Annotated in this window: 25 protein-coding genes; 5 read left to right on the forward strand and 20 right to left on the reverse strand. The window is 72.3% G+C overall.

Annotation, left to right across the window (positions count from 1 at the left end):
* From ACYVOM_RS20960 to ACYVOM_RS21015, 12 genes are all read right to left on the reverse strand, one after another.
* On the reverse strand, positions 1–774 hold the full coding sequence (locus tag ACYVOM_RS20960; protein WP_460305123.1) for a hypothetical protein: 774 nt from the start codon (positions 772–774) through the stop codon (positions 1–3).
* A complete protein-coding gene (locus ACYVOM_RS20965; RefSeq protein WP_460305124.1) occupies positions 771–1,697 on the reverse strand; it encodes an ABC transporter ATP-binding protein in 927 nt (308 codons plus the stop codon). Before ACYVOM_RS20965 ends, ACYVOM_RS20960 begins: the two co-directional genes overlap by 4 nt.
* Positions 1,694–1,996: a PLDc N-terminal domain-containing protein gene (locus ACYVOM_RS20970; protein ID WP_460305125.1), complete on the reverse strand. Its 303-nt coding sequence runs from the start codon at positions 1,994–1,996 to the stop codon at positions 1,694–1,696. Before ACYVOM_RS20970 ends, ACYVOM_RS20965 begins: the two co-directional genes overlap by 4 nt.
* Positions 1,993–2,859, reverse strand: a complete 867-nt coding sequence (locus ACYVOM_RS20975; protein WP_460305126.1) for a DUF5808 domain-containing protein — start codon at positions 2,857–2,859, stop codon at positions 1,993–1,995. Before ACYVOM_RS20975 ends, ACYVOM_RS20970 begins: the two co-directional genes overlap by 4 nt.
* Complete coding sequence (locus tag ACYVOM_RS20980; RefSeq protein ID WP_460305127.1) at positions 2,856–3,194, reverse strand: PadR family transcriptional regulator; 339 nt, start codon at positions 3,192–3,194, stop codon at positions 2,856–2,858. The genes ACYVOM_RS20975 and ACYVOM_RS20980 overlap by 4 nt, the downstream gene beginning before the upstream one ends.
* Positions 3,195–3,294: 100 nt before the next feature.
* The gene (locus tag ACYVOM_RS20985) at positions 3,295–4,230 is read right to left on the reverse strand and encodes a carbohydrate ABC transporter permease (RefSeq protein ID WP_460305128.1); all 936 of its coding nucleotides are present in this window, start codon (positions 4,228–4,230) and stop codon (positions 3,295–3,297) included.
* A gap of 10 nt (positions 4,231–4,240) precedes the next feature.
* Entirely contained in the window at positions 4,241–5,152 is a 912-nt protein-coding gene (locus ACYVOM_RS20990) for a carbohydrate ABC transporter permease (RefSeq protein ID WP_460305129.1), read from the reverse strand.
* Positions 5,153–5,181: 29 nt separating this feature from the next.
* Entirely contained in the window at positions 5,182–6,627 is a 1,446-nt protein-coding gene (gene ngcE, locus ACYVOM_RS20995) for an N-acetylglucosamine/diacetylchitobiose ABC transporter substrate-binding protein (RefSeq protein WP_460305130.1), read from the reverse strand.
* Between the two features lie 77 nt (positions 6,628–6,704).
* The gene (locus ACYVOM_RS21000; RefSeq protein ID WP_460305131.1) at positions 6,705–7,895 is read right to left on the reverse strand and encodes an ROK family protein; all 1,191 of its coding nucleotides are present in this window, start codon (positions 7,893–7,895) and stop codon (positions 6,705–6,707) included.
* A 495-nt stretch (positions 7,896–8,390) separates the two neighbouring features.
* On the reverse strand, positions 8,391–8,840 hold the full coding sequence (locus ACYVOM_RS21005) for an alpha/beta fold hydrolase (RefSeq protein WP_460305132.1): 450 nt from the start codon (positions 8,838–8,840) through the stop codon (positions 8,391–8,393).
* 207 nt (positions 8,841–9,047) lie between these two features.
* Positions 9,048–10,397, reverse strand: a complete 1,350-nt coding sequence (locus tag ACYVOM_RS21010; protein WP_460305133.1) for a DUF2252 domain-containing protein — start codon at positions 10,395–10,397, stop codon at positions 9,048–9,050.
* A gap of 74 nt (positions 10,398–10,471) precedes the next feature.
* On the reverse strand, positions 10,472–10,789 hold the full coding sequence (locus tag ACYVOM_RS21015; RefSeq protein ID WP_460305134.1) for a MazG-like family protein: 318 nt from the start codon (positions 10,787–10,789) through the stop codon (positions 10,472–10,474).
* Positions 10,790–10,884: 95 nt separating this feature from the next.
* On the opposite strand from ACYVOM_RS21015, the gene ACYVOM_RS21020 reads away from it, so the two are divergent.
* Together ACYVOM_RS21020 and ACYVOM_RS21025 are read left to right on the forward strand one after the other, a co-directional pair.
* Positions 10,885–12,087, forward strand: coding sequence for an acyl-CoA dehydrogenase family protein (locus tag ACYVOM_RS21020; protein WP_460305135.1), 1,203 nt, complete (start codon positions 10,885–10,887; stop codon positions 12,085–12,087).
* Positions 12,088–12,142: 55 nt separating this feature from the next.
* Positions 12,143–12,688 carry an FHA domain-containing protein gene (locus tag ACYVOM_RS21025; protein WP_460305136.1) on the forward strand — a complete coding sequence of 182 codons (546 nt, stop codon included), beginning with the start codon at positions 12,143–12,145 and terminating at the stop codon, positions 12,686–12,688.
* Between the two features lie 126 nt (positions 12,689–12,814).
* Here the strand turns inward: ACYVOM_RS21025 and ACYVOM_RS21030 are convergent, their stop codons facing one another.
* A complete protein-coding gene (locus ACYVOM_RS21030) occupies positions 12,815–13,672 on the reverse strand; it encodes an SPFH domain-containing protein (protein ID WP_460305137.1) in 858 nt (285 codons plus the stop codon).
* A 226-nt stretch (positions 13,673–13,898) separates the two neighbouring features.
* Between ACYVOM_RS21030 and ACYVOM_RS21035 the strand changes: the two genes are divergently transcribed.
* The gene (locus ACYVOM_RS21035; protein WP_460305138.1) at positions 13,899–14,183 is read left to right on the forward strand and encodes a hypothetical protein; all 285 of its coding nucleotides are present in this window, start codon (positions 13,899–13,901) and stop codon (positions 14,181–14,183) included.
* A 56-nt stretch (positions 14,184–14,239) separates the two neighbouring features.
* Here the strand turns inward: ACYVOM_RS21035 and ACYVOM_RS21040 are convergent, their stop codons facing one another.
* Together ACYVOM_RS21040 and ACYVOM_RS21045 are read right to left on the reverse strand one after the other, a co-directional pair.
* Positions 14,240–15,052: an ABC transporter permease gene (locus tag ACYVOM_RS21040; RefSeq protein WP_460305139.1), complete on the reverse strand. Its 813-nt coding sequence runs from the start codon at positions 15,050–15,052 to the stop codon at positions 14,240–14,242.
* Positions 15,049–16,017: an ATP-binding cassette domain-containing protein gene (locus tag ACYVOM_RS21045; protein ID WP_460305140.1), complete on the reverse strand. Its 969-nt coding sequence runs from the start codon at positions 16,015–16,017 to the stop codon at positions 15,049–15,051. Before ACYVOM_RS21045 ends, ACYVOM_RS21040 begins: the two co-directional genes overlap by 4 nt.
* Before the next feature lie 103 nt (positions 16,018–16,120).
* Here ACYVOM_RS21045 and ACYVOM_RS21050 point away from each other — a divergent pair, with 103 nt between their 5' ends.
* Entirely contained in the window at positions 16,121–16,876 is a 756-nt protein-coding gene (locus ACYVOM_RS21050; RefSeq protein WP_460305141.1) for a TetR/AcrR family transcriptional regulator, read from the forward strand.
* Positions 16,877–16,892: 16 nt separating this feature from the next.
* On the opposite strand, the gene ACYVOM_RS21055 is transcribed toward ACYVOM_RS21050, so the two are convergent.
* The gene (locus tag ACYVOM_RS21055; protein ID WP_460305142.1) at positions 16,893–17,078 is read right to left on the reverse strand and encodes a DUF397 domain-containing protein; all 186 of its coding nucleotides are present in this window, start codon (positions 17,076–17,078) and stop codon (positions 16,893–16,895) included.
* Positions 17,075–17,896: a helix-turn-helix domain-containing protein gene (locus tag ACYVOM_RS21060; RefSeq protein WP_460305143.1), complete on the reverse strand. Its 822-nt coding sequence runs from the start codon at positions 17,894–17,896 to the stop codon at positions 17,075–17,077. The genes ACYVOM_RS21055 and ACYVOM_RS21060 overlap by 4 nt, the downstream gene beginning before the upstream one ends.
* A gap of 103 nt (positions 17,897–17,999) precedes the next feature.
* Between ACYVOM_RS21060 and ACYVOM_RS21065 the strand changes: the two genes are divergently transcribed.
* Positions 18,000–18,431: an ATP-binding protein gene (locus ACYVOM_RS21065; protein WP_460305144.1), complete on the forward strand. Its 432-nt coding sequence runs from the start codon at positions 18,000–18,002 to the stop codon at positions 18,429–18,431.
* A 78-nt stretch (positions 18,432–18,509) separates the two neighbouring features.
* On the opposite strand, the gene ACYVOM_RS21070 is transcribed toward ACYVOM_RS21065, so the two are convergent.
* From ACYVOM_RS21070 to ACYVOM_RS21080, 3 genes are read right to left on the reverse strand one after another with little or no spacing between them, the layout of a single operon-like run.
* Positions 18,510–18,650 carry a hypothetical protein gene (locus ACYVOM_RS21070; protein ID WP_460305145.1) on the reverse strand — a complete coding sequence of 47 codons (141 nt, stop codon included), beginning with the start codon at positions 18,648–18,650 and terminating at the stop codon, positions 18,510–18,512.
* A 25-nt stretch (positions 18,651–18,675) separates the two neighbouring features.
* Positions 18,676–19,116: an Lrp/AsnC family transcriptional regulator gene (locus tag ACYVOM_RS21075; RefSeq protein ID WP_460305146.1), complete on the reverse strand. Its 441-nt coding sequence runs from the start codon at positions 19,114–19,116 to the stop codon at positions 18,676–18,678.
* 10 nt (positions 19,117–19,126) lie between these two features.
* Complete coding sequence (locus ACYVOM_RS21080) at positions 19,127–20,158, reverse strand: LacI family DNA-binding transcriptional regulator (RefSeq protein WP_460305147.1); 1,032 nt, start codon at positions 20,156–20,158, stop codon at positions 19,127–19,129.
* Between the last annotated feature and the right edge of the window lie 133 nt (positions 20,159–20,291).

The raw sequence follows: 20,291 nt of genomic DNA on the forward strand, positions 1-20,291 counted from the left end.
TCAGAGCTCGCGGCGCCGGAACACGGCAGTGGCCGCGGCGAGCAGGGCCCCGGCGAGCAGGAGCCCTGTCGCGACCGGCCACCACAGGGTGCGGTCGGCCGCCTGGGCGCCCATGGCCAGCGCGTTCGTCACCGGGACGAGGCCGGCCGGCGTGAACTCGGTGAGCGCGGGCACCACGCCGAGCAGCACGAGCAGGAAGAAGGCCCCGATGCCGACGCCCGCCGCGCCCGCGACCGCGTCGGTCGCCGCCGACGCGAGGAGCGACGCGGTGATCAGGACCGCGGCGAGCACGAGCCACACCGCCGTCGCCCCCAGGACGGGGCCGAGGGGGGCCGATCCGAAGACCGCCCAGGTGACGCCCCAGGACACGAGGGCGCCGAGGAGCGCGGCCGCGGCCGTGAACGCCAGGAGCACGACGGCGTGGGTGAGCACGTAGGCGGTCCGGGACGGGGGTTTCACCAGGGTCAGCGCCGCGACTCCCGAGCGGACCTCGGAGTTGATCGCCCCGGCGGCCATGACGACGACCACGAACACGACGAGCTGGGTGAGATTCTTCGTCCACTGGGCGTTCGCGTCCAGCGCGGTGGGGTCCGGCAGCGGGATCGCCGCGGCCTGGCCGGGGCCGAGCGCCGCGGCCAGGAGGTCGTTCGTGAACCTCGCCAGCACCGGGCCGGACGCCGCCAGGAAGAGCACGACGGCGGGGAGCACCCAGATCCGCCAGGTGCGGACGATCTCCCGCGCGCGGAGGCGGAGGAGGGCGGTGGCCGCGCTCACCGGCCGGCTCCGATCAGGCCGACGAAGATGTCTTCGAGGCCGGTCTCCCGCGGCTCCAGACTGCGCAGGCGCAGCCCGAGGGCGGCGATCTCGGCGGGCAGCCGCACCGCGGCCTCGTCAAGGTCGGCGACCGTCAGCACGAGTGTGCCGGGGGCGAGGTCGTCGGCGACGCCCGCCACCCAGGGCAGGCCGGTGAGGGCCTCGCGCAGGCGCGGGGCGTCGTCCACCTCCACCAGCAGGCGGCCCTGGACTCCACCGTAGGCGGCGCGCACCTCCGCGAGCGGCCCGGAGGCCACGACCCTGCCGCCGTCGACGATCGCGACGCTGTCGCAGACCCGCTCCACGTCGGGCAGCAGATGCGTGGAGAAGAACACCGTGGTGCGCCCGCGCAGTTCGCTCAGCAGCTCCAGCACGACGTGCCGGCCCAGCGGGTCGAGGGCCGAGGTCGGCTCGTCGAGGAAGAGCATCTGCGGGGCGTTGACGAGCGACTGGGCGATCCCCAGCCGCTGGCGCATCCCGCGCGAGTATCCGCCGACCCGGGAGTCGACGCCGGCGAGCCCGGTGAGTTCGAGGAGTTCGTCGGTGCGGCGGCGGGCGGTCCGGGCGGGCAGGCGGAACAGGCTCGCGCTGCTCTCCATCACCTCGCGGGCCGTCATCCAGGCGGGGAACCCGGGCACGTCGGGGCAGTACCCGAGCAGCGCGCGGACCCGCGGATCGGCGGGCTCGCGGCCGAGGACGCGCACGGTCCCGGCGCTCTGGCGCGCCAGGGCGAGGAGGATCCGCAGCGTCGTGGTCTTCCCTGAGCCGTTCGCGCCGAGGAAGCCGAACACCGAACCCTGCTCGACCCGCAGGTCGAGCCCGTCGAGCACTCGGCGTGCCCCGTAGGACTTGACGAGGCCGCGGACGTCGATCGCCGCGGTCATCGATCGTCTCCGTAGAGGCTCCGGACCGTGCGCCGGACTCCGTCGCCGGCCGGCTCGGGCGCGGGAGCGTCGGCGGCGGGCGCGGGACGGCGGCCGACGGCGAGGAACACGATCACGCCGAGCAGGCTCATCAGCACGATGGCGATCGCCCACGGCCACTTCCGCCCGGACACGACCCGCTCGCGCGGCAGGCGGGCCAGCACGACCAGGGAGGCGACCTGGAGGGCGAGCTGGACGGCGGCGAGGGCGCCGAGCGCGATCAGGACGGGTGTCGGGACCGCGGACGGGTCGGAATTCATGACGTCTCCTTCGTCGGGGTGGAGGCCTCGCGCCAGGCGCGGCGAAGGCCCGAGCGCAGCGGCACGACGAGGACGGCGAGGGAGGCCGCGACACCGGCGGGCAGCGCGGCCGCGGTGAGGAGTCCCCACCGTCCGCGCGGTGCGCGGGCCTGCGCGACGGTGGCCGCGACCACGCTCGCGGAGATCACCGCGAGCGAGGTGGCGCTCGCCGCGCGCACGAGGCGCTCCTCGGTGGGGACGCCCCTTCGCTGGGCCCAGAGCGCGGGCACCGCCCCGAGGGCGACGGCTCCGGTGAGCGTCCAGCGGGACGCCTCCCCTCGCGGCCTGCCGCTGAGGCCGAATCCGGAGGCCACGGTGGGCGGGAGGCCGCGCCATGCCAGGGCGAGGGCCGTCGCCGTCGCTCCCGCGATGGCCGCCGGCACCGCCTGCGCGAGGCCGACCTCGCGCCGCGGGATGCGGGCCAGGACGTCGTCGCCCGCGTCGTCGGGGCGGATGAGGCCCAGCCGCACCGCGACCGCGCCGAGGTTGAGGGTCCAGCCGAGCCCGAACAGGCGCGGGACGACCAGGCGGGGGTTCGCCGGATCCCAGGTCCGGGAGCGGACCTCGGCGCTCACCGGCCCGCGGGTCTCGACGGGCAGGCCGAGGACGCGCCAGCGGGCCTCCTGTTCCGGGGACTCTCCGGCCAGGGCGTCCCGCAGGTGGGCCGCGTACTCCGCCGGGTCGCCGAGCGCGGTCGCCGGGTCGATTCCGGCGTCGGCGAGTTCGTCGAGCTGGGCGGACAGCGCGGACAGCGCGCGCCTGCGGTCGGCGCCGGGCAGACCGCCCAGGTGCGCGCCCACGGCGCGCAGGTAGTTCTCCGTCATGATCTTCCTCCCCCGAGGATCTCCGTCATCGCGCCGCTCAGCGCGACCCAGGCCGCGGCGCCTTCCGCGAGTGAGGCGCGGCCTTCTTCGGTCAGCCGGTAGTACTTGCGCGGCGGCCCTCCCGCGGCCTCGGCCCATCGCGTGGCGACGAGCCCCGCCTTGTCCAGCCGGGCGAGCAGCGGGTACACCGTGCCGGGCGTCGGGGCCAGCGCGGGGTACGCGCCGAGCCGCTCGATGATCTCGATGGCGTAGCACTCCTCCCGGTCGAGCACCGCGAGAATCCCGAGTTCGAGCACGCCCTTGCGGAGCTGAACGGCCCGATCACCAACTGGCATGACATACATCCTTGCACAACAAGGTACAGGGTCCGGACGCGCGAAAACCCCGCCCGGTACGCGGGCGGGGCTTCGCTGGGGGTGTCCTGTGCCGGGTGCGCTACTTGACGGCGCCTGCGGTGAGGCCCGCCTGGATCTGCCGCTGGAAGATGATGTAGACGATGACGACCGGGATGATGGCCATGCTGAGCGCCGCCATCAGGGCGGGCCAGTCCTGGCGGTAGCCGGCCGAGGTGCTGATGGTGGCGATGGCCTGCGGCAGGACCCACTTGTTCTGGTCCGCGGGGACGATGATGATCGGGAGCAGGTACTGGTTCCACTGGCCGATCACGTTGAAGATCGTGATGGAGACCAGGCCGGGGCGGGCCATCGGCATCATGATCTGGAAGAACGTGCGGATGTGGCCGGAGCCGTCGATGAACGCCGCCTCGGCGACCGACGTCGGCAGCGTCCGGAAGAACGCGGTCAGGAAGAACACCGTGAACGGCAGCGAGTAGGCGACGTACACGAGGATGAGGCCCTGGTAGGTGTTGTGGACGTGCAGGTTCTGCACGACCTTGAACAGCGGGACCAGGGCGAGGAAGACCGGGAACATCATCCCGGACACGAACATGAAGTAGACGAGCTTGCTGCCGCGGAACTCGTACCGGGCCAGCACGTAGGCGGCCATCGAGCCGAACAGCATCGTCAGGAACGTGCTGCAGGTGACGACGAAGATGCTGTTCAGCAGGTAGCGGCCGATGTTCGCGTCACGCCAGGCGCGGCCCCAGGCGTCGAAGTGCCAGCTGGCCGGGAGCGTCCAGGCGTCGCCGAAGATCTCGCTGTTGGTCTTGAACGCCGCGACGAACGTCCACACGATCGGGACGATCACCAGCAGCGCCCAGATGGCCAGCGCGACGTGGGACATGCCGTTGAACACGCTCGACGCCACCCCGGACAGCCCGCCGCGACGCTCTTCGGGGGCGGAGTCCTTGCGGGCGGGCCGGGCGGAGGCGACCGGCAGGTCCGTGCTCGTCTGTGCTGCGTTGGTCTTCATCGCGGCCGCCTTAGAACTCGATGCGTTCGCGGCGGGTGACGCGCAGGGTGAGCGCCGCGAAGGTGAGGGTCATGAAGAACAGGACGACGCCCATGGCCGAGGCGTAGCCGAGGTCGGAGTAGCGGAAGACCTGGCGGTAGATCTCCAGCGCCACCACGGTCGTGGAGTTGTCTGGGCCGCCCTGGTCGACCGACAGGACCTGGACGATCGCGAACATGTCGAACGCGGCGATCCCGAGGTAGATCCAGCCGACCTGGAGGGTGTCCCACAGGAGCGGGAGCGTCACCCGGAAGAAGAGGGTGAAGCGGCCCGCCCCGTCGATGGCGGCGGCTTCGAACACGTCCTTGGGGATGGCGGACATCCCCGCGGAGAACAGGACGACGTAGAAGCCGACGCCCTGCCAGACGACGACCCCGATGATCGACCACAGGGCGATCTTGGGATCGTTGAGGAACTGGACGGGGGCGACCCCGACCTTGGCGAGCAGGCCGTTGAGCATGCCGCTCTCGTTCGGCCGGTAGACGGCCTGGAAGAGCACGCCGAGGATCGCCACCGCCAGCACCTGCGGCAGGAAGAAGACCACCTTGTAGAAGCCGGAGAACCGGACCCCCTTCATCGTGCCGGTCTTGCCCGCGCCCCCGCCGACGTTCAGCAGGAACGAGAAGAACAGCGCGATGACGAGGGTCGCCAGCGGCAGGGTGATGAGGATCCACAGGTGGTGCCAGAGCGCCGAAGTGAAGGCCTCGTCCTCGAAGAGGTCCTGGAAGTTCTTCAGTCCGACGTACTCGGGCGCCTTGTAGCCGTTCCACTTCGTGAGCGCGATCTGGAAGGCCTGGACGTACGGGCCGATCACGAAGACGGCGTACAGAACCACCGGGATCGCGAGGAACCCGATGATGAAGGGATATCTACCCTGCCGCATGGCTGGTTCTCCGGAATTCTGGGGGAAGGTCAGGACGCCCGGGTCTGGATGTCGGAGCCGGCGTCCTCCTTGGCCTTGTCGGCGGCCTTCTGCATCTCGGCGCAGAACGTCTTGGCGTCGTTGCGGCCGTACATGAGGTTGTTGGTCTGGCGGCGGAGCTCGGTCTCCAGCTCCTTGTACCAGTTCTCGAACAGGCTGGTCGTCACGACGTTCTGCCCCGCGGCCTGCTGGGCGGCGAACACCGAGGACAGGCCGGGCGAGAGGGTGAGGCCCTCGGCGGCGCCGTTGACGATGGTGAGCGAGCCGGACTTCTCGGTGAAGCCCTTCGCGCCCTCCTTCGACAGCATCTGGCGGAAGTACTCCATGCCGCCCTGCGGGTTCTTGCCCTTGGCGGAGACGAAGTAGTACTCGCCGGCGGCGACCCGGACCGCCTCGTACGGCATCGCGTCGGCGGCGGTGACGGACGGGGTCGGCGCGAGCCCGTACTTGAAGGTGGCGGGGGTGGACGGCTTCTGCTCGTTCTCCAGCCAGGAGCCGGACGGGTAGAAGGCGACCTTGCCCTCGTTCTGCTGGGTCTGGACCTCGGTGTGGATGAGGCCCTCGTAGGACTTGTCGGAGTACTTGGTGTTGATCTCCGCCCAGGCGGCCGCGGCCTGCTCGACGGCCGGGTTGGTCCAGGCGCCGTCGACGAGGTTGTCGATGTCGAGCAGGACCTTGTTGCCGCCGATCTTCGCCGCCGAGATGAGGATCATCCAGTAGGCGTAGTAGGAGGCGTTCTTGCCCGCGTAGGCGAACGGGGTGATGCCCGCGCCCTTGATGGTCTCGGCGAGGGTCTTGAACTCGTCGAAGGTCTTCGGCGGGGTCCAGCCCTTGGCCTTGAAGAGCTCGGCGTCGTACCAGAGGCCGTAGGTGGTGGACACGTACGGGAGCAGGAACGGCTTGCCCGCGACGAGACCTGCCTCGATCGCGCCCGGCATGACGGTGTCGCGGACCTTCTTGGCGGCGTCGTCGACCGAGGGGGCGTCCCACAGGGCGGTGAGGTCCTGGAGGTGGCCGGCCTCGGCGAGGGCGCCGGTGTCCATGAGGTCGGTGCCGGAGTTGGCGACGACGTCGGGGATGTCGGTGCCGGAGGAGAACCGCGGCTGGAGGGCCTTGCCGATCTCGACGATGCCCTCGTGCTTGATCTTCGCCTCGGGGAACGCCTTGACGTACATCGGCTCGTGGAGCTGGGTGGCGTAGTCGTCGCCCAGGCCGCCCTTGAAGATGACGACGTTGAGCGGCAGCGTTCCGTCGACCTTGAAGGGGTTCTTGGCGTCGCCGTCGGACTTGACGTCGGTGCCGCCCTCGTCGTTGCTTCCGCCCGTCGCGCAGGCGCTCAGCAGGGACAGGCCGGGCGCGGCCACGGCCACGAGGCCGAGGCGCTTCAGGACGTCGCGGCGCTGGAGGCCGGTGTTCGCTCCGGTGAACTCGGTCATGAGTGCTGTCTCCCTAGGGGGAATGGGGTCGGGACAGGGGCAAGGGATTCGGGGGTCACGCGGGATCTTCCGCATGTTCAGGGCGGCACGGTCGAGGCGAAGAGCTCGTCGCGGGTGAGCGTGAGCCCGTGTTCGACCGCTCCGGTGAGGACCGGGTCGGGTCCGACGGTGGACAGGCGCAGCGGCGGCCGGGGGATGGTCAACCGGTGCAGTTCGTGTTCGACGTGGCGGCGCAGCGCCTCTCCTCCGGCCATCAGCACGTCCCCGGTGAGGACGACGAGGGCGGGGTCGAGGAGCGCGGTGACGGAGGCCAGGCCGGTGGCGAGGCGGACGGCCACGTCGCGCAGGGCGTCGCGGGAGGCCGGCTCGTGCTCGCGGGCCGCGGCGGCGCGGACGGCCGAGGCGGCGTCGGTGCCGCGGAAGCCGTGCGAGCGCAGGACGGTGCGGACGGCGGCTCCGGCGGTGAGGGCCTGGAGGCCGTGCGGGGCGAACCGGCCGGTCTCGCGGGCGGTGGGCGCGCCGGGCACCGGCATGAAGCCGATCTCCCCCGCGCCGCCGCCCGCGCCCCGGTGCAGCCGGCCGCCCAGCACGAGCGCCATGCCGAGGCCGGAGCCCGCCCAGAGGACGACGAAGTCCTCGTGGCCGCGGGCGATGCCGTGGGCGGCCTCGGCGAGCGCCGCCAGGTTGACGTCGTTCTCGATCTCGACGCGGGTGCCGAGCGCGGCGCGGAGCCGGTCGGCGAGATCGGGGATGCGCCAGCCGGGCAGGTGCCGGGAGTAGCCGAGGCGGCCGGTCTCAGGTTCGACGACGCCCTGGACGCCGACGACGACCCGGGACAGCCCGGTGACGTCGATCCCGGCGGCGGCGCAGGCGCCCGCCACGGCGGTGGAGACCTCGGCGGCGGCCTTGCCCCCGGCGCGCGAGGGGCTGGGCAGGCGGAACCGTCCGACGGTCTGGCCGGTGAGCCCGGCGACGACCGCCTCGATCCGGCCGGGGGTGATGTCGAGCCCGCACACGTGCGCCGCCGACGGGTTGATCCCGTACTCCTCGGCGGTCGGGCCAGGCCCTCCCCCGCGCCGTCCCTCCCGCACGACCAGCCCGGATTCCCTGAGGCGGGTGAGGAGCTGGTGCGCGGTCGGCTTGGACAGCCCGATGAGGTCGCCGAGTTCGGGCCGGGTGAGCGGCCCGTGCTCCAGCAGGGCGCGGAGCGCGGCCTGGTCGTTGATGGCGCGCAGAAGCTGCGGTGTGCCCGGTATGTGCGCGCTCATGACCTGCCTCCTCTCCGACCCGGAAGATTAACTATTAGGAAAGTGTCCTAATCATTGAGGTGAAGGTAGATCCCGATCGCCCGACCGTCAAGCGCGCTTCCCGCCCCCCGACACGTTCGCAACCAACCCGTGACAGACCCGTCCGCGCCGTGTTTCCCGCACATGACGCGGGCCCCGCCCGCGTGATGCGGACGGGGCCTGCGGAGACTCCGGAGACGTCTCAGAATACGGACGAACCATCAGGCTTCTTACCTGTTCACCCCCGCCTCCCTCCCCCGGGCCTCGGGGCCGGCGGCATCCGCGCCGGGTCCGGAGGCGGCCGGGCCTGGATCGGCGCCGGCGTCGTCCCGCATGCGGGCGCGTCCGGTGACGGCGACGCGGGCGCCTTCGGCGAGGGCGCGTGCGGTCCCGGGTCCTCTGCCCCCTGTGGCCCCGGTGATGAGGAGGGTCTTTCCGGTGGCGCGGATCGTCAGGGGGCTTCGGTGAGGGCCCGGGTCATCCAGTCGGCGAGGTGGGGCAGCCAGTCGGGGCGGGCGTTGCCGAGGAGGTGGTCGCCGTGCGGGACGGACAGGTATCGCCGCGGGGGGCCGCCTCGGCGAGGGGCGCCCCGTTCGTCACGCCGAAGATGACGTCTTCGCCGCCGTCGACGACGAGCAGCGGCACGGTGATGCGGGGGGCGAGTTCCGTGAGGTCGGCCTTTTCGGCGAACCCCCGTGCCGCCTCGGGCCCGCCCGGTGGGCCAGGATCGACCACGACGGTCGCGGGCGCGTCGGCGGGGCCGCGCAGCCAGCCGGTGAAGTCCGCGCCCTCGATCCGCCGCGCCGCCGGCTCCAGCAGCGCGAGGCCCGCCGCCAGCGCCGCGTCCGCCTCGGCCGCCGCCCTCGCGACGTCCTGGGCGGCGGCGGGGTCGAAAGGGCCCTCGGCCTTGGCGGCGCCGTGCGCCACCCGCGCCGCGCCGAGTTCCCGGAGCCGGGCGCCGCGCTCGGGCGTGGCCGACGCCGCCGGAGGCTCCGGTGAGCAGGACCCGCAGTCCGGTCAGGGGGCCCGCCGCGCGCAGCAGCCGCAGGGCGGTGATGTCCCCGTCTCCGTCTGCGTTCTTGTCTGCGTCCTCGCCCTCGGCCGGGACGGGGCGTCCCGGCCGGTCGGGGCGGGTCAGGCCTGCGCGGAGGGCTGGAGGCCCGGGATGAGGCCTTCGCGGAAGGCGTCGACGAACAGGGCGTGGTCGCGGCGGACGGTCTCGGCGTAGCCGTGGCCGAAGGCGACCATGGCGGCGACGAACGCGGACTCGTCCTCGCCGATGGCGGCGTCGATCGCGTCCTCGACCTGGAAGGGCACGAGGGTGTGGTCGGAGTCGCTGTCGGACACGCAGTGGATCTTCGCGGTGGCGCGGCCCAGGTCGTCGAGGAGGGCGGTCATCTCGTCGGGCTCGGTGAGGGAGCCCCAGTCGAGGTCCGCCTCGTACGGCGAGAACTCCTGGACGACGAAGCCCACCCCGCCGATCTCGGTGTAGCCGAGCCACGGGTCGGCGTTGGCCTGCAGCGCCCGGCGCGACAGCGCGGTGCGGTGGCCGTGGTGCTCGAAGTAGGCGGCGATCCGCTCGTCGTGCACGACCCGCGACGGGGCCGCGACGTTGCCCTGCTTCACCGAGAGGATGACGTCGTTCTCCAGGGCCTGGCTCGCGCCCTCGACGAGGATGTTGTAGGCGGCGAGCCCTGCGGAGCCGATGCCGAAGCCGGACGCCCCGACCACGTCCTTGATCCGGTAGGTGAGGCCGCCGAAGCGCTTGTCCTGCGGGATCGTGTCGAGGTAGTGGGCGTAGGCCTCCTCCACCCTTGCGCGCTCGGCGTCGTCGAGGCGGCGGATGTGGGAGCCGTCGCGCATGCGGCGCACGTGCCCGTCGACGACGGTGTGCCGGTTCAGCAGGTCGACGCGGTTGGAGGAGACCGCCTCGACGAGCACGTCGTACACGTGCCCGGTGGCGGTGTCGAGGGTGAGCGCCCACTTCTCGTCGGGGTCGTGCCGGGCGTAGAAGCGGACCTGGTCGACGTAGGCGCGGACGTAGGTCTCGATGAGCCGGGTGATGTCGGCGTCGGAGATGGCCTTGCTCCAGGCCAGGAGGGCGAGGCTCGCGACGAACCGCTTGACGTCCCAGGTGAAGGCGCCGATGTAGGCCTCGTCGAAGTCGTTGACGTCGAAGGTGAAGACGCCGTCGTCGCTCATGTACGTGCCGAAGTTCTGGGCGTGCAGGTCGCCCTGGATCCACACGCGCGAGGTGCGCTCGTCGGCCCACGGGTCGTCGTCGCCGACGATGTCCGCGTAGAAGATCGGGGCGCTGCCCCGGTAGAACGCGAACGGGTCGGAGGCCATCTTGCGGAAGCGGCGGCGGAACTCGGCGGGGCTGCGTTCCATCAGCGGGGCGAACGCCTCGACGAGGACGTCGACGAGCCGCGTGCGGCGCTCCTTGGGCTCGGTCGCGCCGAGCGCGGCCACGAGGTCGGTCATGTTTCGGGGGTTTCCTTTCGCGGGTTCGACCTGATCATCCCGCTATCGCGCGCCCCGTGCCGTGCGATTCGCCCTCAGGCCTCCATGTACCGCGCGTCCACTTTCTCGATCTTGTCCTGGAGGGCCCGGGCGGGGTCGTCGGCGAAGGAGCACAGCGCGACCATCGCGGTGATCACCACGTCGCACAGCTCGGCGGCGACGTCCTCGCGGGTGTGCGTGACGCCTTTGCGGGGGTTCTGGCCAACAAATCCGATATACGCCTGCGAAACCTCGCCGATCTCCTCCGTCAGCTTCACCAGCCGCATCGCCCGTTCGTGGTCGCCGGTGCCGTTCACCTCGTCCAGATGGGCGGCGAAGCGGCGGACGCTCGGCCAGGGGTCGTAGACGCTCATGCCACGACCCTAATGTGAAAGGATGTCAGTAAGCGCTAACTTGCACGCTGTGCGGCGTGAGCTGGCACGACGTGACGCCGGAGGAAGGCACAGACATGATCGAGTGGTCCGCGGACGAACTGATGATCCGCGACGCGGTGCGCGACTGGGTGGCCAAGGAGGTCCGACCCCACCAGGACGGACTGGACTCCGGCGACGTCTCCCCGTACCCCATCATCCGAAGCCTCTACCGGACCTTCGGCATGGCCGACATGGCCGCCTCGTCCTTCGACAAGCGCATCGCCAAGGAGAAGGCCGGAGAGCCCGCCCCCGAGAAGAAGGAGGGCCCCGACGCGGGCGCGTCCTTCACCATGCTGCCCATCATCGAGCTGTGCAAGGTCGCCCCCGGCCTCGTCACCGCCATGGGCGTCTCCCTCGGCCTCGCCGCCGGGACGATCATGAAGCGCGGCACCGTCGAGCAGAAGGAGCGCTGGGGCCGCGACCTGCTCACCTTCGACAAGGTCGGCGCCTGGGCCATCACCGAGCCCGACTCCGGCTCCGACGCGTTCGGCGGCATGAAGGCCTCCGCCCGGGTCGACGGCGACGGCTGGATCCTCAACGGCAACAAGACGTTCATCACCAACGGCCCCGACGCCGACACGATCGTCTTCTACGCCAAGCTCGACGACGGCCGCCCCCTGCGCGACCGCGAGATCCTGTGCTTCGTGCTCGACAAGGGCATGGAAGGCCTCGTCCAGTCCAAGCCGCTGCGCAAGATGGGCTGCCACTCCTCCCCCACGGGCGAGCTGTTCCTCCAGGACGTCAAGGTCGGCCGCGACCGGCTCCTGTCGGGCGGCGGCAGCGGCAAGGAGTCGGCCAAGCAGAACTTCACGACCGAGCGCGCGGGCGTCGCGGCGATGTCCCTCGGCGTCATCGAGGAGTGCCTGCGGCTGTCCATCGACTACGCCAAGTCGCGCGTCGCGTGGGGCAAGCCGATCGGCGACTACCAGCTCATCCAGCTCAAGCTGGCCAAGATGGAGGTCGCCCGCATCAACGTGCAGAACATGGTCTTCCGGCACATCGAGCTGGCCAAGGCGGGGCGCAACCCCACCCTCGCCGAGGCGAGCGCGATGAAGCTGTACTCCGCGCAGGCCGCCTCGGAGGTGGCGATGGAGGCCGTCCAGCTGTTCGGCGGCAACGGCTACATCGCCGAGTACCGGGTCGAGCAGCTCGCCCGCGACGCGAAGGTCTTCCAGATCTACGCGGGCACCGACGAACTCCAGATCACCCACATCGCGCGGGACCTGCTGAGCCGGTGAACCAGGAGCGGGCGGTCGCTGGACATCGCGGGAATTGATCTGGATACTCGCGTTCATGGACGGACCGCCCGCATTCCCGGTACGGGCCTCCGACACCCGCCGGGACAGGGTGATCGAGGAGCTGCGCGACAGGCTCGTCGAAGGGCGCATGTCGCAGGGGACCTACGAGCAGCGGATCGAGCGCGCCCTGCGGGCCCGCAACGAGGCCGAACTCGAGGAGCTGCTGCACGACCTGCCCCCGCGCAGCGGCGTCATCGCCCGCCTGACGGGCCTCGTGTCGTCGCTGTCCTCGGCGACCGCCCGCGTGGAGTCGGCCTGGCGCGCGCCCAGACTGCCCAGATTCATCCTCCCGACCTCCCAGCAGCCCCGGGTCCTCATCGGCCGCGCCCCGGGCTGCCACTTCATCCTCAGCGATCTGACGGTCTCCCGCTTCCACGCCGAGATCCGGGCGAGCGACGGCGGCTGGATTGTCAGCGACCTCGGCTCCATGAACGGCACCCGCCTCAACGGCTGGCGCCTCACCGGCCCCGTCCCCGTCCGCCCCGGCGACCAGCTCGGCTTCGGCGACCTCACCTTCGTCGTCGCCTCCACCGTCGCCTGACGCGATGGGGCGCTCCCGCCGGGCTCCGGCGCGTGTGCGTCGCCCTTCCCGTCCCCGAGGAGCGCTCCGCCGAAGGCACGGCCCCTGGCCGCCCGGCCGGGAAGCGGGGCGGCCAGGGGCCGTGGGTCACTTCGGGGTGATGTTGAGGCTGCCGCCCTGGGGGACGGGGACGACGCTGATGCGGCCGTCCTTGATGGCCTGGTAGAGGACGGCGCCGTTCGGGCCGAGGACCTTCACGAGTTCCTTGAGCGCCTGGATCTCGGTCTTGATCTGCTTGTTGCGGTTCTCCTGGGTGTTGTTGTCCTCGATGGCCTGCTGGGCGGCGGCGAGGGCGTTGCGCACGTTGTCCGGCGGGACGGGCTGCTGGAGGGTGAGCAGGAAGGCGCCGCAGTCGCCGGAGCCGGTGTAGGTGGGGGCGCAGAAGAAGTTGTCGCCGGCCGTCGCGTTGACCTGGGCGGCCACGGCGGTGCCGACCTCGGTCTCCCACTTGCGCTTGGTCTCCGGGTCGGAGTACAGGTCCTGCCACGCGTACTTCTTCGACACCTCGTCCAGGGCGCGGTCGAGGGGCGCGCCGATGTAGGTGCGCAGCATCTCCGACCAGCCCTCCTCCTCGTAGGCCTCGTACTTCAGGCCGATCTCCTCGTGGAACTTGCGCAGCGTGTCGCAGGCGTCGTTGAGGGAGAACGTGGCGACGCCCTCGACGGTCAGTTCCAGATCGTCGCGGGAGACGACCTTCAGGGCGTCGGACTCTCCGTTGCCGCCGAACTTGTAGGTGCGCTGGCCGACGGGGTAGGCGTAGACCTTGTCGGCGGGCCCGTGCCAGATCCGTCCGTTGCCGCAGTTGTCGAACTCGGTCGAGGAGAAGGGCCCGGCGTTGTACTCCAGGCCCTTCTGGTCGGGAGCGATACTGGCCGAGCATCCGCTCAGCACCAGGGCCCCGACGACGAGCGCGACGACCGCGCCGAGCGCCTTCAGATATCTCACTGCCGCTCCATTCTCGGGTGGCGGCGGCCAAGGGGGCAGACCGCCGCGGGGGGTGTGCACCGCACGCTTTTAGACGCGCCGGATCGTCCGCGCGCCCACCCGGCTACCCGACTGTGACCTTGGTGGGCCGCCTCGCGCACCGAGGCGGGTTCACTCGGCCCGCAACCGGAATGTCAGACCCGGCGCGCATCATGAAGTCCCGGGCTCCCTCACCTCTGGAGCAGCCATGGACGACACCCGCGCCGCCCTCGCCCACATCGCCGCCGCCGCCCGCGACTCCTACCGCCCGGGGGACCACATCCGGGTCCGCTCCTCCGGGGTGGTCCACGCCCTCACCCTCACCCGCTGGCTCGCCGGCGAGCTCCTGCCGGGCCCCGCCTGCATGGTCGGCGTCTCCGGCTGGGACCCGTACGCCGCCCACCCCGCCGCCTCCCCCGTCACCTGCCTGCGCTGCCTCCGCCTCACCGACCCCCCACCCCCCGGCGTCACGCAGCTCCCGCTCTTCGAGTGACCGGCGGGGGCCCGCGCGGACGGCGCCGTCCGCGCGGGCCCCGCGATCGGGGCGGGTCAGCGGGAGGCGGCGCGCCAGCGGGCGGCCGCGAGCGGGGCGAACAGCGCCGTCAGCGCCACCGGGCCGGCGACGGCGAGGACCGCGGCGTGCTCGGCGAACCAGGACGTGCCGCCCGCCGCGGACGCGCCGAGCAGGTCGCGCAGGGCCGCCGCGGTCGCCGACAGCGGGTTGGCGTCGGCCACGGCCGCGAGCCAGCCCGGCATGGTCGCGGTGTCGATGAACACTCCGGAGAGGAACAGCACGGGCCATACCGCTACCTGCACCGCCTGGACGGTCTGCGGGTCGCCGGCGCGCAGCCCGAGCCACACGCCGGTGCTGAGCATCGCGATCCGCAGCAGGAGCAGCAGCCCCGCCGCGGCGGCGAGGCCGCCCGCCGAGGCGTCGGGCCGCCACCCGAACGCCAGGCCCGTCGCGGCGACGACGGCGACGGCGATCGCCGAGTCGAGCAGGTCCGCCGCGCAGCGTCCGGCGACGACGGCGAGTCCGCTCACCGGAAGCGACCTCAGCCGGTCGCCGACGCCGCGGGCCGCGTCGGTGCAGACGCCCAGCATCGTGCCCTCCAGGCCGAAGAACACGGTCATCGTGAGCACGCCGGGCATCACGAACTCCAGGTAGGAGCCGCCCGTCGCGCCGCCGACCGCGCCGCCGAGCAGGGCGGTGAACATGCCCATGAGCAGAACGGGGAACAGCCAGCCGAACACCTTGACGCCGGGCCGGTTCCGCCAGTGCAGGAGCTGTCGTCCGGCCAGGGTGCGGCTGTCGGAGAGCAGGGCGCGGGCCTCCACGGCCATGCCGGTCATGACGGTCATCGGACGGCTCCTTCGGCGTCGGCGTCGGCGTCGGCGTCGGCGTCGGCCACGATCCGCAGGAACGCCTCGTCGAGGGTGGGCGTGCGGACGTCGAGGTCGGCCAGGGCGACGTCCGCGGCGTGCAGGGCCGCGGCGATCGCGAGGAGGGCGGGCGCCCGGTCGGCGACGGGGACGCGGACGGCCTCCCCGGAGGCCTCGACCCGCCCTGCGGCGAAGGGCCGCACCACGTCGGCGACGCGGGCGGCGTCGGCCGGGTCGCGGGGCACGAGGCGCACGACGTCGGCGCCGAGCCCCGCCTTGAGCTCGGCGGGCGTGCCCTCGGCGACGATCCGGCCCCGGGCGAGCACCGAGACGCGGTCGGCGAGCGCGTCGGCCTCTTCCAGGTACTGGGTGGTGAGCAGGACCGTCGTGCCGCCTTCGGCGAGCGCGCGCACGGTGTCCCAGACCTCGCGGCGCGCGGCAGGGTCTAGGCCGGTCGTGGGCTCGTCGACGAACAGCACCTCGGGGGCGACGAGGAGGGCAGCGGCCAGGTCGAGCCTGCGCCGCATGCCGCCGGAGTACCCGGCGACGCCGCGGTCGGCCGCCTCGCCGAGGCCGAGCCGCGCCAGCAGTTCGGCGGCCCGGCGCCCGGCCTCACCGCGTCCGAGCCTGGACAGGCGGCCGAACATGGCGAGGTTCTGGCGTCCGGTGAGCTCCTCGTCGACCGCCGCGTCCTGGCCGACGAGCCCGATCCTGGCGCGGACGGCGCGGCCCTCGCGGACGGGGTCGTGCCCGGCGACGCGGACGGTGCCGGAGTCGGGCCGCAGGAGCGTGGCCATGATCCTGACGGCGGTGGTCTTGCCGGCGCCGTTCGGGCCGAGCAGCCCGTGGACGGTGCCCCGGGGCACCGTGAGGTCGAGTCCGGCCAGCGCCGGACCTGACGGGTAGGACTTGCGCACGTTCGCGAGATCTATCGCGGTTTCCATCCACCCCTCCTTGCGTACGCCGTCGGGTACGGCGTACGCAAGGAGGCTAGGGTACGGTGTACGCAAGACGCAAACCGCGAACCGCTCGAAGGGGATCCGCCCGGTGCCCGCACGACCGCCGGTCCAGGACCTGGCCCGCAGCGTCTACCTGCTGTGGGGCCACCACCCCGCGCCCGGACGCTCAGGCCTCAGCGTGCCGAAGATCGTCGCGGCGGCGCTGGAGCTGGCCGACACCGAGGGCCTCGACGCCGTCTCGATGCGCCGGGTCGCCGAGCAGCTGGGCGTCGGCGCGATGTCGCTGTACCGGCACGTCCCCGGCAAGGACGACCTCACCGCCCTCATGGTCGACGCGGTCCACGCCGAGGCCTACGGCGACGACGTCGAGGCCGCCTCCCGCCGGGACGGCTGGCGCGAGGCGCTCCGCCATGTCGCCGCCCGCAACTGGGACCTCTACCTGCGCCACCCGTGGCTGCTCGACGTGCACGCGCCCCGCCCGAACCTCGGCCCCCACACGGCCCGCAAGTACGAGGCCGAACTCCGCGCCCTCGACGGCATCGGCCTGTCCGACGTCGAGATGGACACCGCCCTCACCCTGGTCCTCACCCATGTCGCGGGCTCGGCCCGCGCCCACCGCGCCGCCACCCGCACCGAGGCCGACTCCGGCATGTCCGACGCCGAATGGTGGCAGGCCGTCACCCCGGCCCTCACCCAGGTCATGACCGACCCCGACCTCATCGTCTCCGCCCGCGTCGGCTCCACCGTAGGCGCCGAGTTCAACGCCGCCTCCTCCCCGGAGCACACCTACACCTGGGGCCTGGAAACCCTCCTGGACGGCCTGGCCGCCCGCCTGCCCGGCTGACCGGCCGGGTGCTCCGTCACCCGCGCGGTCCGGCCGCCCGGCGGCACAGCGACGCGAACTGCGCGGGGGCGAGCGTCAGATGCCCGGCGGCGGGGTTCTTCGAGTCCCGGACCGCGATCCCGCCGCCGAGTCCGGCCACCTCGACGCACGCCTCGTCCTGAACGCCTCCGCTGTGCGAGCTCTTCCGCCATTCGACGGTCATGACAGGGCCTCCATCTTCTGCCGGATCAGCTTCCGGGTGTCCTCGTCGGACAAAGCCTTCTGGCTGATGAAGTCCCAATCTAGGGCCACTTCCCGGACTTCGGCAGGGGACTCGATCATGCGTCCCCCGCGCCAGGCGCCCACATAGGCGACGTCCCGCTCGTCCAGGCTGAGGAAGCGGACGGGGCCGTCGGCGCCGATGTGCGATCCGACGGTCTTGGGGATGACGCGCACCCCGATCGTGTTCCGCAGGCTGAGCTCGTGCAGGTGGGCGAGCTGCGCCCGGAGCGCGGCCGGACCGCCCGTCTGCTGCTCCAGGACCGCCTCTTCGAGCAGGGCCCAGATGTAGAGAGGGTCCGCCCGGTCGAGCATCGCCGCCTGCCGCGCCATCCGCGCCGTCACCGCGGCGTCGACGTCGCTCACCGTCCGGGCCGACGACAGCAGCGCCCGGACGGTCTCCTCGGTCTGGAACGGGATCGGGATGAGCTGCCCGTGGTAGATCTTCACGACCCGGGCGCGCAGTTCGTAGTCGGCGACGGCCCGCGCCCAGTCCGGGTCGTGGGCGGTGCAGGCGTAGAAGTGCAGCGTCCGGAACAGCAGCCCGGTGCCGAAGCGCTCGTCGAGCTGGGCCGCGTAGTCGGTGCCGAGCTTGCGCCGACCCGACTCGAAGTTGGAAACAGTGGACCGCGCGACGTCGAGGATCTGCCCGAGCTGTGTCAGCGACAGCCCTTCCCTCTCCCTGAAGTGGCGGATCATGTAAGCGAGGAAGTGCCAGTGAGAGGCCTCGGGGTCCAGCGGATCACGCACGATCACGGGCATGCGAATCTCCTGTTTTCACCTTTACGGGCAACAACAGATCGTAGTCGTCCGATGCGATTCTCGTGAGCGAATCCGGAAAGACCGACTACTGCCGGGAGGCACGGTGCCCGCGAAGACCTCCGACGACCTGCACCTCACGATGCTCGCCGCCCGCCCCTCGGCGGGCCTGGCCCGCACCCTCATCGCCCAGCGCCTCACGAAGTGGGGCCTGGCCCATCGGACCGACGACGCCCTGCTCGTCGCGACCGAACTCATCACGAACGCCGTCGCCGCCGCCCCGGGCGGCCGCCTGCTGGTCCGCGTCTCCCGCGACGCCCGCGGCCTCCTCATCGCCGTCTGGGACCCGAGCCCCGAACTCCCCCGCCCGTCCCCCCGCATGCCCGCCACCCTCGAAGCCCTCGACGCCGCCCCCGACACGTTCGACGAAGGCGGCGGCTGGGGCCTCCCCCTCATCCGCGCCCTCTCCACCTCCACCGGCACCCACCTCGACCGCGCCCGCGGCGGCAAATGGACTTGGTCCCTCCTGTCCCCCTGACCACCGTCCCGTCGGGCGCGCCACCCGGGCGCGTGCCCCGGGCCATGAACCGGCGCCCGCCTCGGACGGGCCGCCGACTCAGTCCGGAGCGGGCAGTTCGCGAAGCCGTCCCAGCGCGTCCCGGTACCAGCGGATCCCCGAGGCGTCACGAAAGGCCACCGCGACGACCCAGGAGTTCACGTCGGCCGTTCCGGCGTCGGCGGCCAGTTCCGGCGGCATCGGCACCTGCCTGCGCCCGCCGCGCTCAGAGCTGGGGTGGGCGGCCTTCGAAGGGGGTGCTGAGGACGATGGTGGTGCGGGTGTTGACGTTGGCGGCGGAGCGGATCTTCTGGAGGAGGTCCTCCAGGTCGCGGGGGGTGCCCACGCGGACCTTCAGGATGTAGTTCTCGTCGCCGGCGACGGAGTGGCAGGCCTCGATCTCGGTGAGGTGGGCCAGGCGTTCGGGGGCGTCGTCGGGGGCCGCGGGGTCGATGGGCTTGATGGAGATGAAGGCCGTGAGGGGCAGGCCGATCTGGTCGGGGTCCAGGCGGGCGGTGAAGCCCTGGATGGCGCCGCGTTTCTCCAGGCGGCGCACGCGCTGGTGGACGGCGGAGACGGACAGGCCGGTCTCCTTGGCCAGGTCGGTGAAGCTCATGCGGCCGTCTCGGGCGAGCAGGAGCAGGATCTGCCGGTCGGTGTCCTCCACGGGGAGAAATCTACCGTGATCGCCCGGGGCGGGCGGAAGGAGTGACCGGACCGCAACTCGCCCTGACCATGAGCTCCGTCGGAAGCACGACGGGGCGGGCCGCGCGGCGTCCGGGCGCGCGCAGCACGAGCTCGCAGGCCCGCTCCCCCATGGCGCGGGCGGGCCGGGCCACGACGGTCAGCGGCGGGTCGCACAGCTCCGCCCACGGCACGTCGTCCACGACGATGATCGACACATCGGCGGGGATGCGGAGGTTCAGCTCGCGGGCGGCGAGGATCGCCGCCTCGCCGAGCCGGTGGCCGCCCGCGACGATCGCGGTGAGGTCGGGCCGGCTCTGGAAGAGGCCCGCGGCGCTGGCGTAGGCGGCGTCGGCGGAGGCGCGGGCGCGCACCAGGAGGCCCTCGTCGGGGGTGATGCGGTGCTCTTCGAGGGTGGCCCGGAACGCCTCGCGGCGTTCGCGGGCGCCGCCGAGCGTCGCGTCGCCGTCCAGGTGGGCGATGCGGCGATGGCCGAGCCCGGTGAGGTAGTCGATCGCGGTGCGGACGCCTTCGGCCTCGTCGGCGAGGACGGCGGGCAGCCCGGTGATCCCGGACGGGACGCGCCCGGCGAAGACGACGGACACGCCGAGCCGGGCGAGGCCCTCCCAGACGGCGGCCTCGCCGAGGACGGGCATCGCGATGATCCCGTCGACGCGCTGCTGGGCGAGCCTGTCGACGATCTCGGCTTCGAGGGCGGGGTCCTCGCCCGCGGCGTCGAGGAGGACGTGGCAGTTCTCGGCGCGGGCGGTCTCCAGGACTCCGGCGATGAAGTCGGCGCAGAACGGGTCGGCGGCGTCGGGGACGATGAGGCCTATCCCGCCGGTCCGCTGGGTCTTCAGGCTGCGTCCGAGCGCGCTGGGGCGGTAGCCGATCGCGTCGGCCGCGGCCTGGACGCGCTCGCGGGTGGCGGCGCTGACCGATCCGGTGCCCGACAGGACGCGGGAGACCGTGGCGACGCCGACGCCCGCGCGCGCCGCCACGTCCTTGATCGTCACTCCGGCCACCGGCCACCTCCTCGGCTCATCCTCCCACGCAACCCTCTTCCCAGAAATTGGAAACGTTTCCAAACGCCGAGAATCCGGACGATGACTTGCATAACCACCTCGTCTGCACGTAGACATAGGGCGACACACCGCC

The organism is Actinocorallia aurea (genome assembly GCF_054783995.1).

Bases quoted from the DNA above. Each gene is read 5' to 3' on its own strand.
- ACYVOM_RS20990 (WP_460305129.1), bottom strand. From the start codon at position 5,152: ATGCGGCAGGGTAGATATCCCTTCATCATCGGGTTCCTCGCGATCCCG.
- ACYVOM_RS20970 (WP_460305125.1), bottom strand. From the start codon at position 1,996: ATGAATTCCGACCCGTCCGCGGTCCCGACACCCGTCCTGATCGCGCTC.
- ACYVOM_RS21070 (WP_460305145.1), bottom strand. From the start codon at position 18,650: ATGCCGCCGGAACTGGCCGCCGACGCCGGAACGGCCGACGTGAACTCC.
- ACYVOM_RS21040 (WP_460305139.1), bottom strand. From the start codon at position 15,052: ATGACCGTCATGACCGGCATGGCCGTGGAGGCCCGCGCCCTGCTCTCC.
- ACYVOM_RS21010 (WP_460305133.1), bottom strand. From the start codon at position 10,397: ATGACCGACCTCGTGGCCGCGCTCGGCGCGACCGAGCCCAAGGAGCGC.
- ACYVOM_RS21025 (WP_460305136.1), top strand. From the start codon at position 12,143: ATGGACGGACCGCCCGCATTCCCGGTACGGGCCTCCGACACCCGCCGG.
- ACYVOM_RS20965 (WP_460305124.1), bottom strand. From the start codon at position 1,697: ATGACCGCGGCGATCGACGTCCGCGGCCTCGTCAAGTCCTACGGGGCA.
- ACYVOM_RS20985 (WP_460305128.1), bottom strand. From the start codon at position 4,230: ATGAAGACCAACGCAGCACAGACGAGCACGGACCTGCCGGTCGCCTCC.
- ngcE (WP_460305130.1), bottom strand. From the start codon at position 6,627: ATGACCGAGTTCACCGGAGCGAACACCGGCCTCCAGCGCCGCGACGTC.
- ACYVOM_RS21015 (WP_460305134.1), bottom strand. From the start codon at position 10,789: ATGAGCGTCTACGACCCCTGGCCGAGCGTCCGCCGCTTCGCCGCCCAT.
- ACYVOM_RS21035 (WP_460305138.1), top strand. From the start codon at position 13,899: ATGGACGACACCCGCGCCGCCCTCGCCCACATCGCCGCCGCCGCCCGC.
- ACYVOM_RS20980 (WP_460305127.1), bottom strand. From the start codon at position 3,194: ATGCCAGTTGGTGATCGGGCCGTTCAGCTCCGCAAGGGCGTGCTCGAA.
- ACYVOM_RS21060 (WP_460305143.1), bottom strand. From the start codon at position 17,896: ATGCCCGTGATCGTGCGTGATCCGCTGGACCCCGAGGCCTCTCACTGG.
- ACYVOM_RS21055 (WP_460305142.1), bottom strand. From the start codon at position 17,078: ATGACCGTCGAATGGCGGAAGAGCTCGCACAGCGGAGGCGTTCAGGAC.
- ACYVOM_RS21020 (WP_460305135.1), top strand. From the start codon at position 10,885: ATGATCGAGTGGTCCGCGGACGAACTGATGATCCGCGACGCGGTGCGC.
- ACYVOM_RS21000 (WP_460305131.1), bottom strand. From the start codon at position 7,895: ATGAGCGCGCACATACCGGGCACACCGCAGCTTCTGCGCGCCATCAAC.
- ACYVOM_RS21045 (WP_460305140.1), bottom strand. From the start codon at position 16,017: ATGGAAACCGCGATAGATCTCGCGAACGTGCGCAAGTCCTACCCGTCA.
- ACYVOM_RS20975 (WP_460305126.1), bottom strand. From the start codon at position 2,859: ATGACGGAGAACTACCTGCGCGCCGTGGGCGCGCACCTGGGCGGTCTG.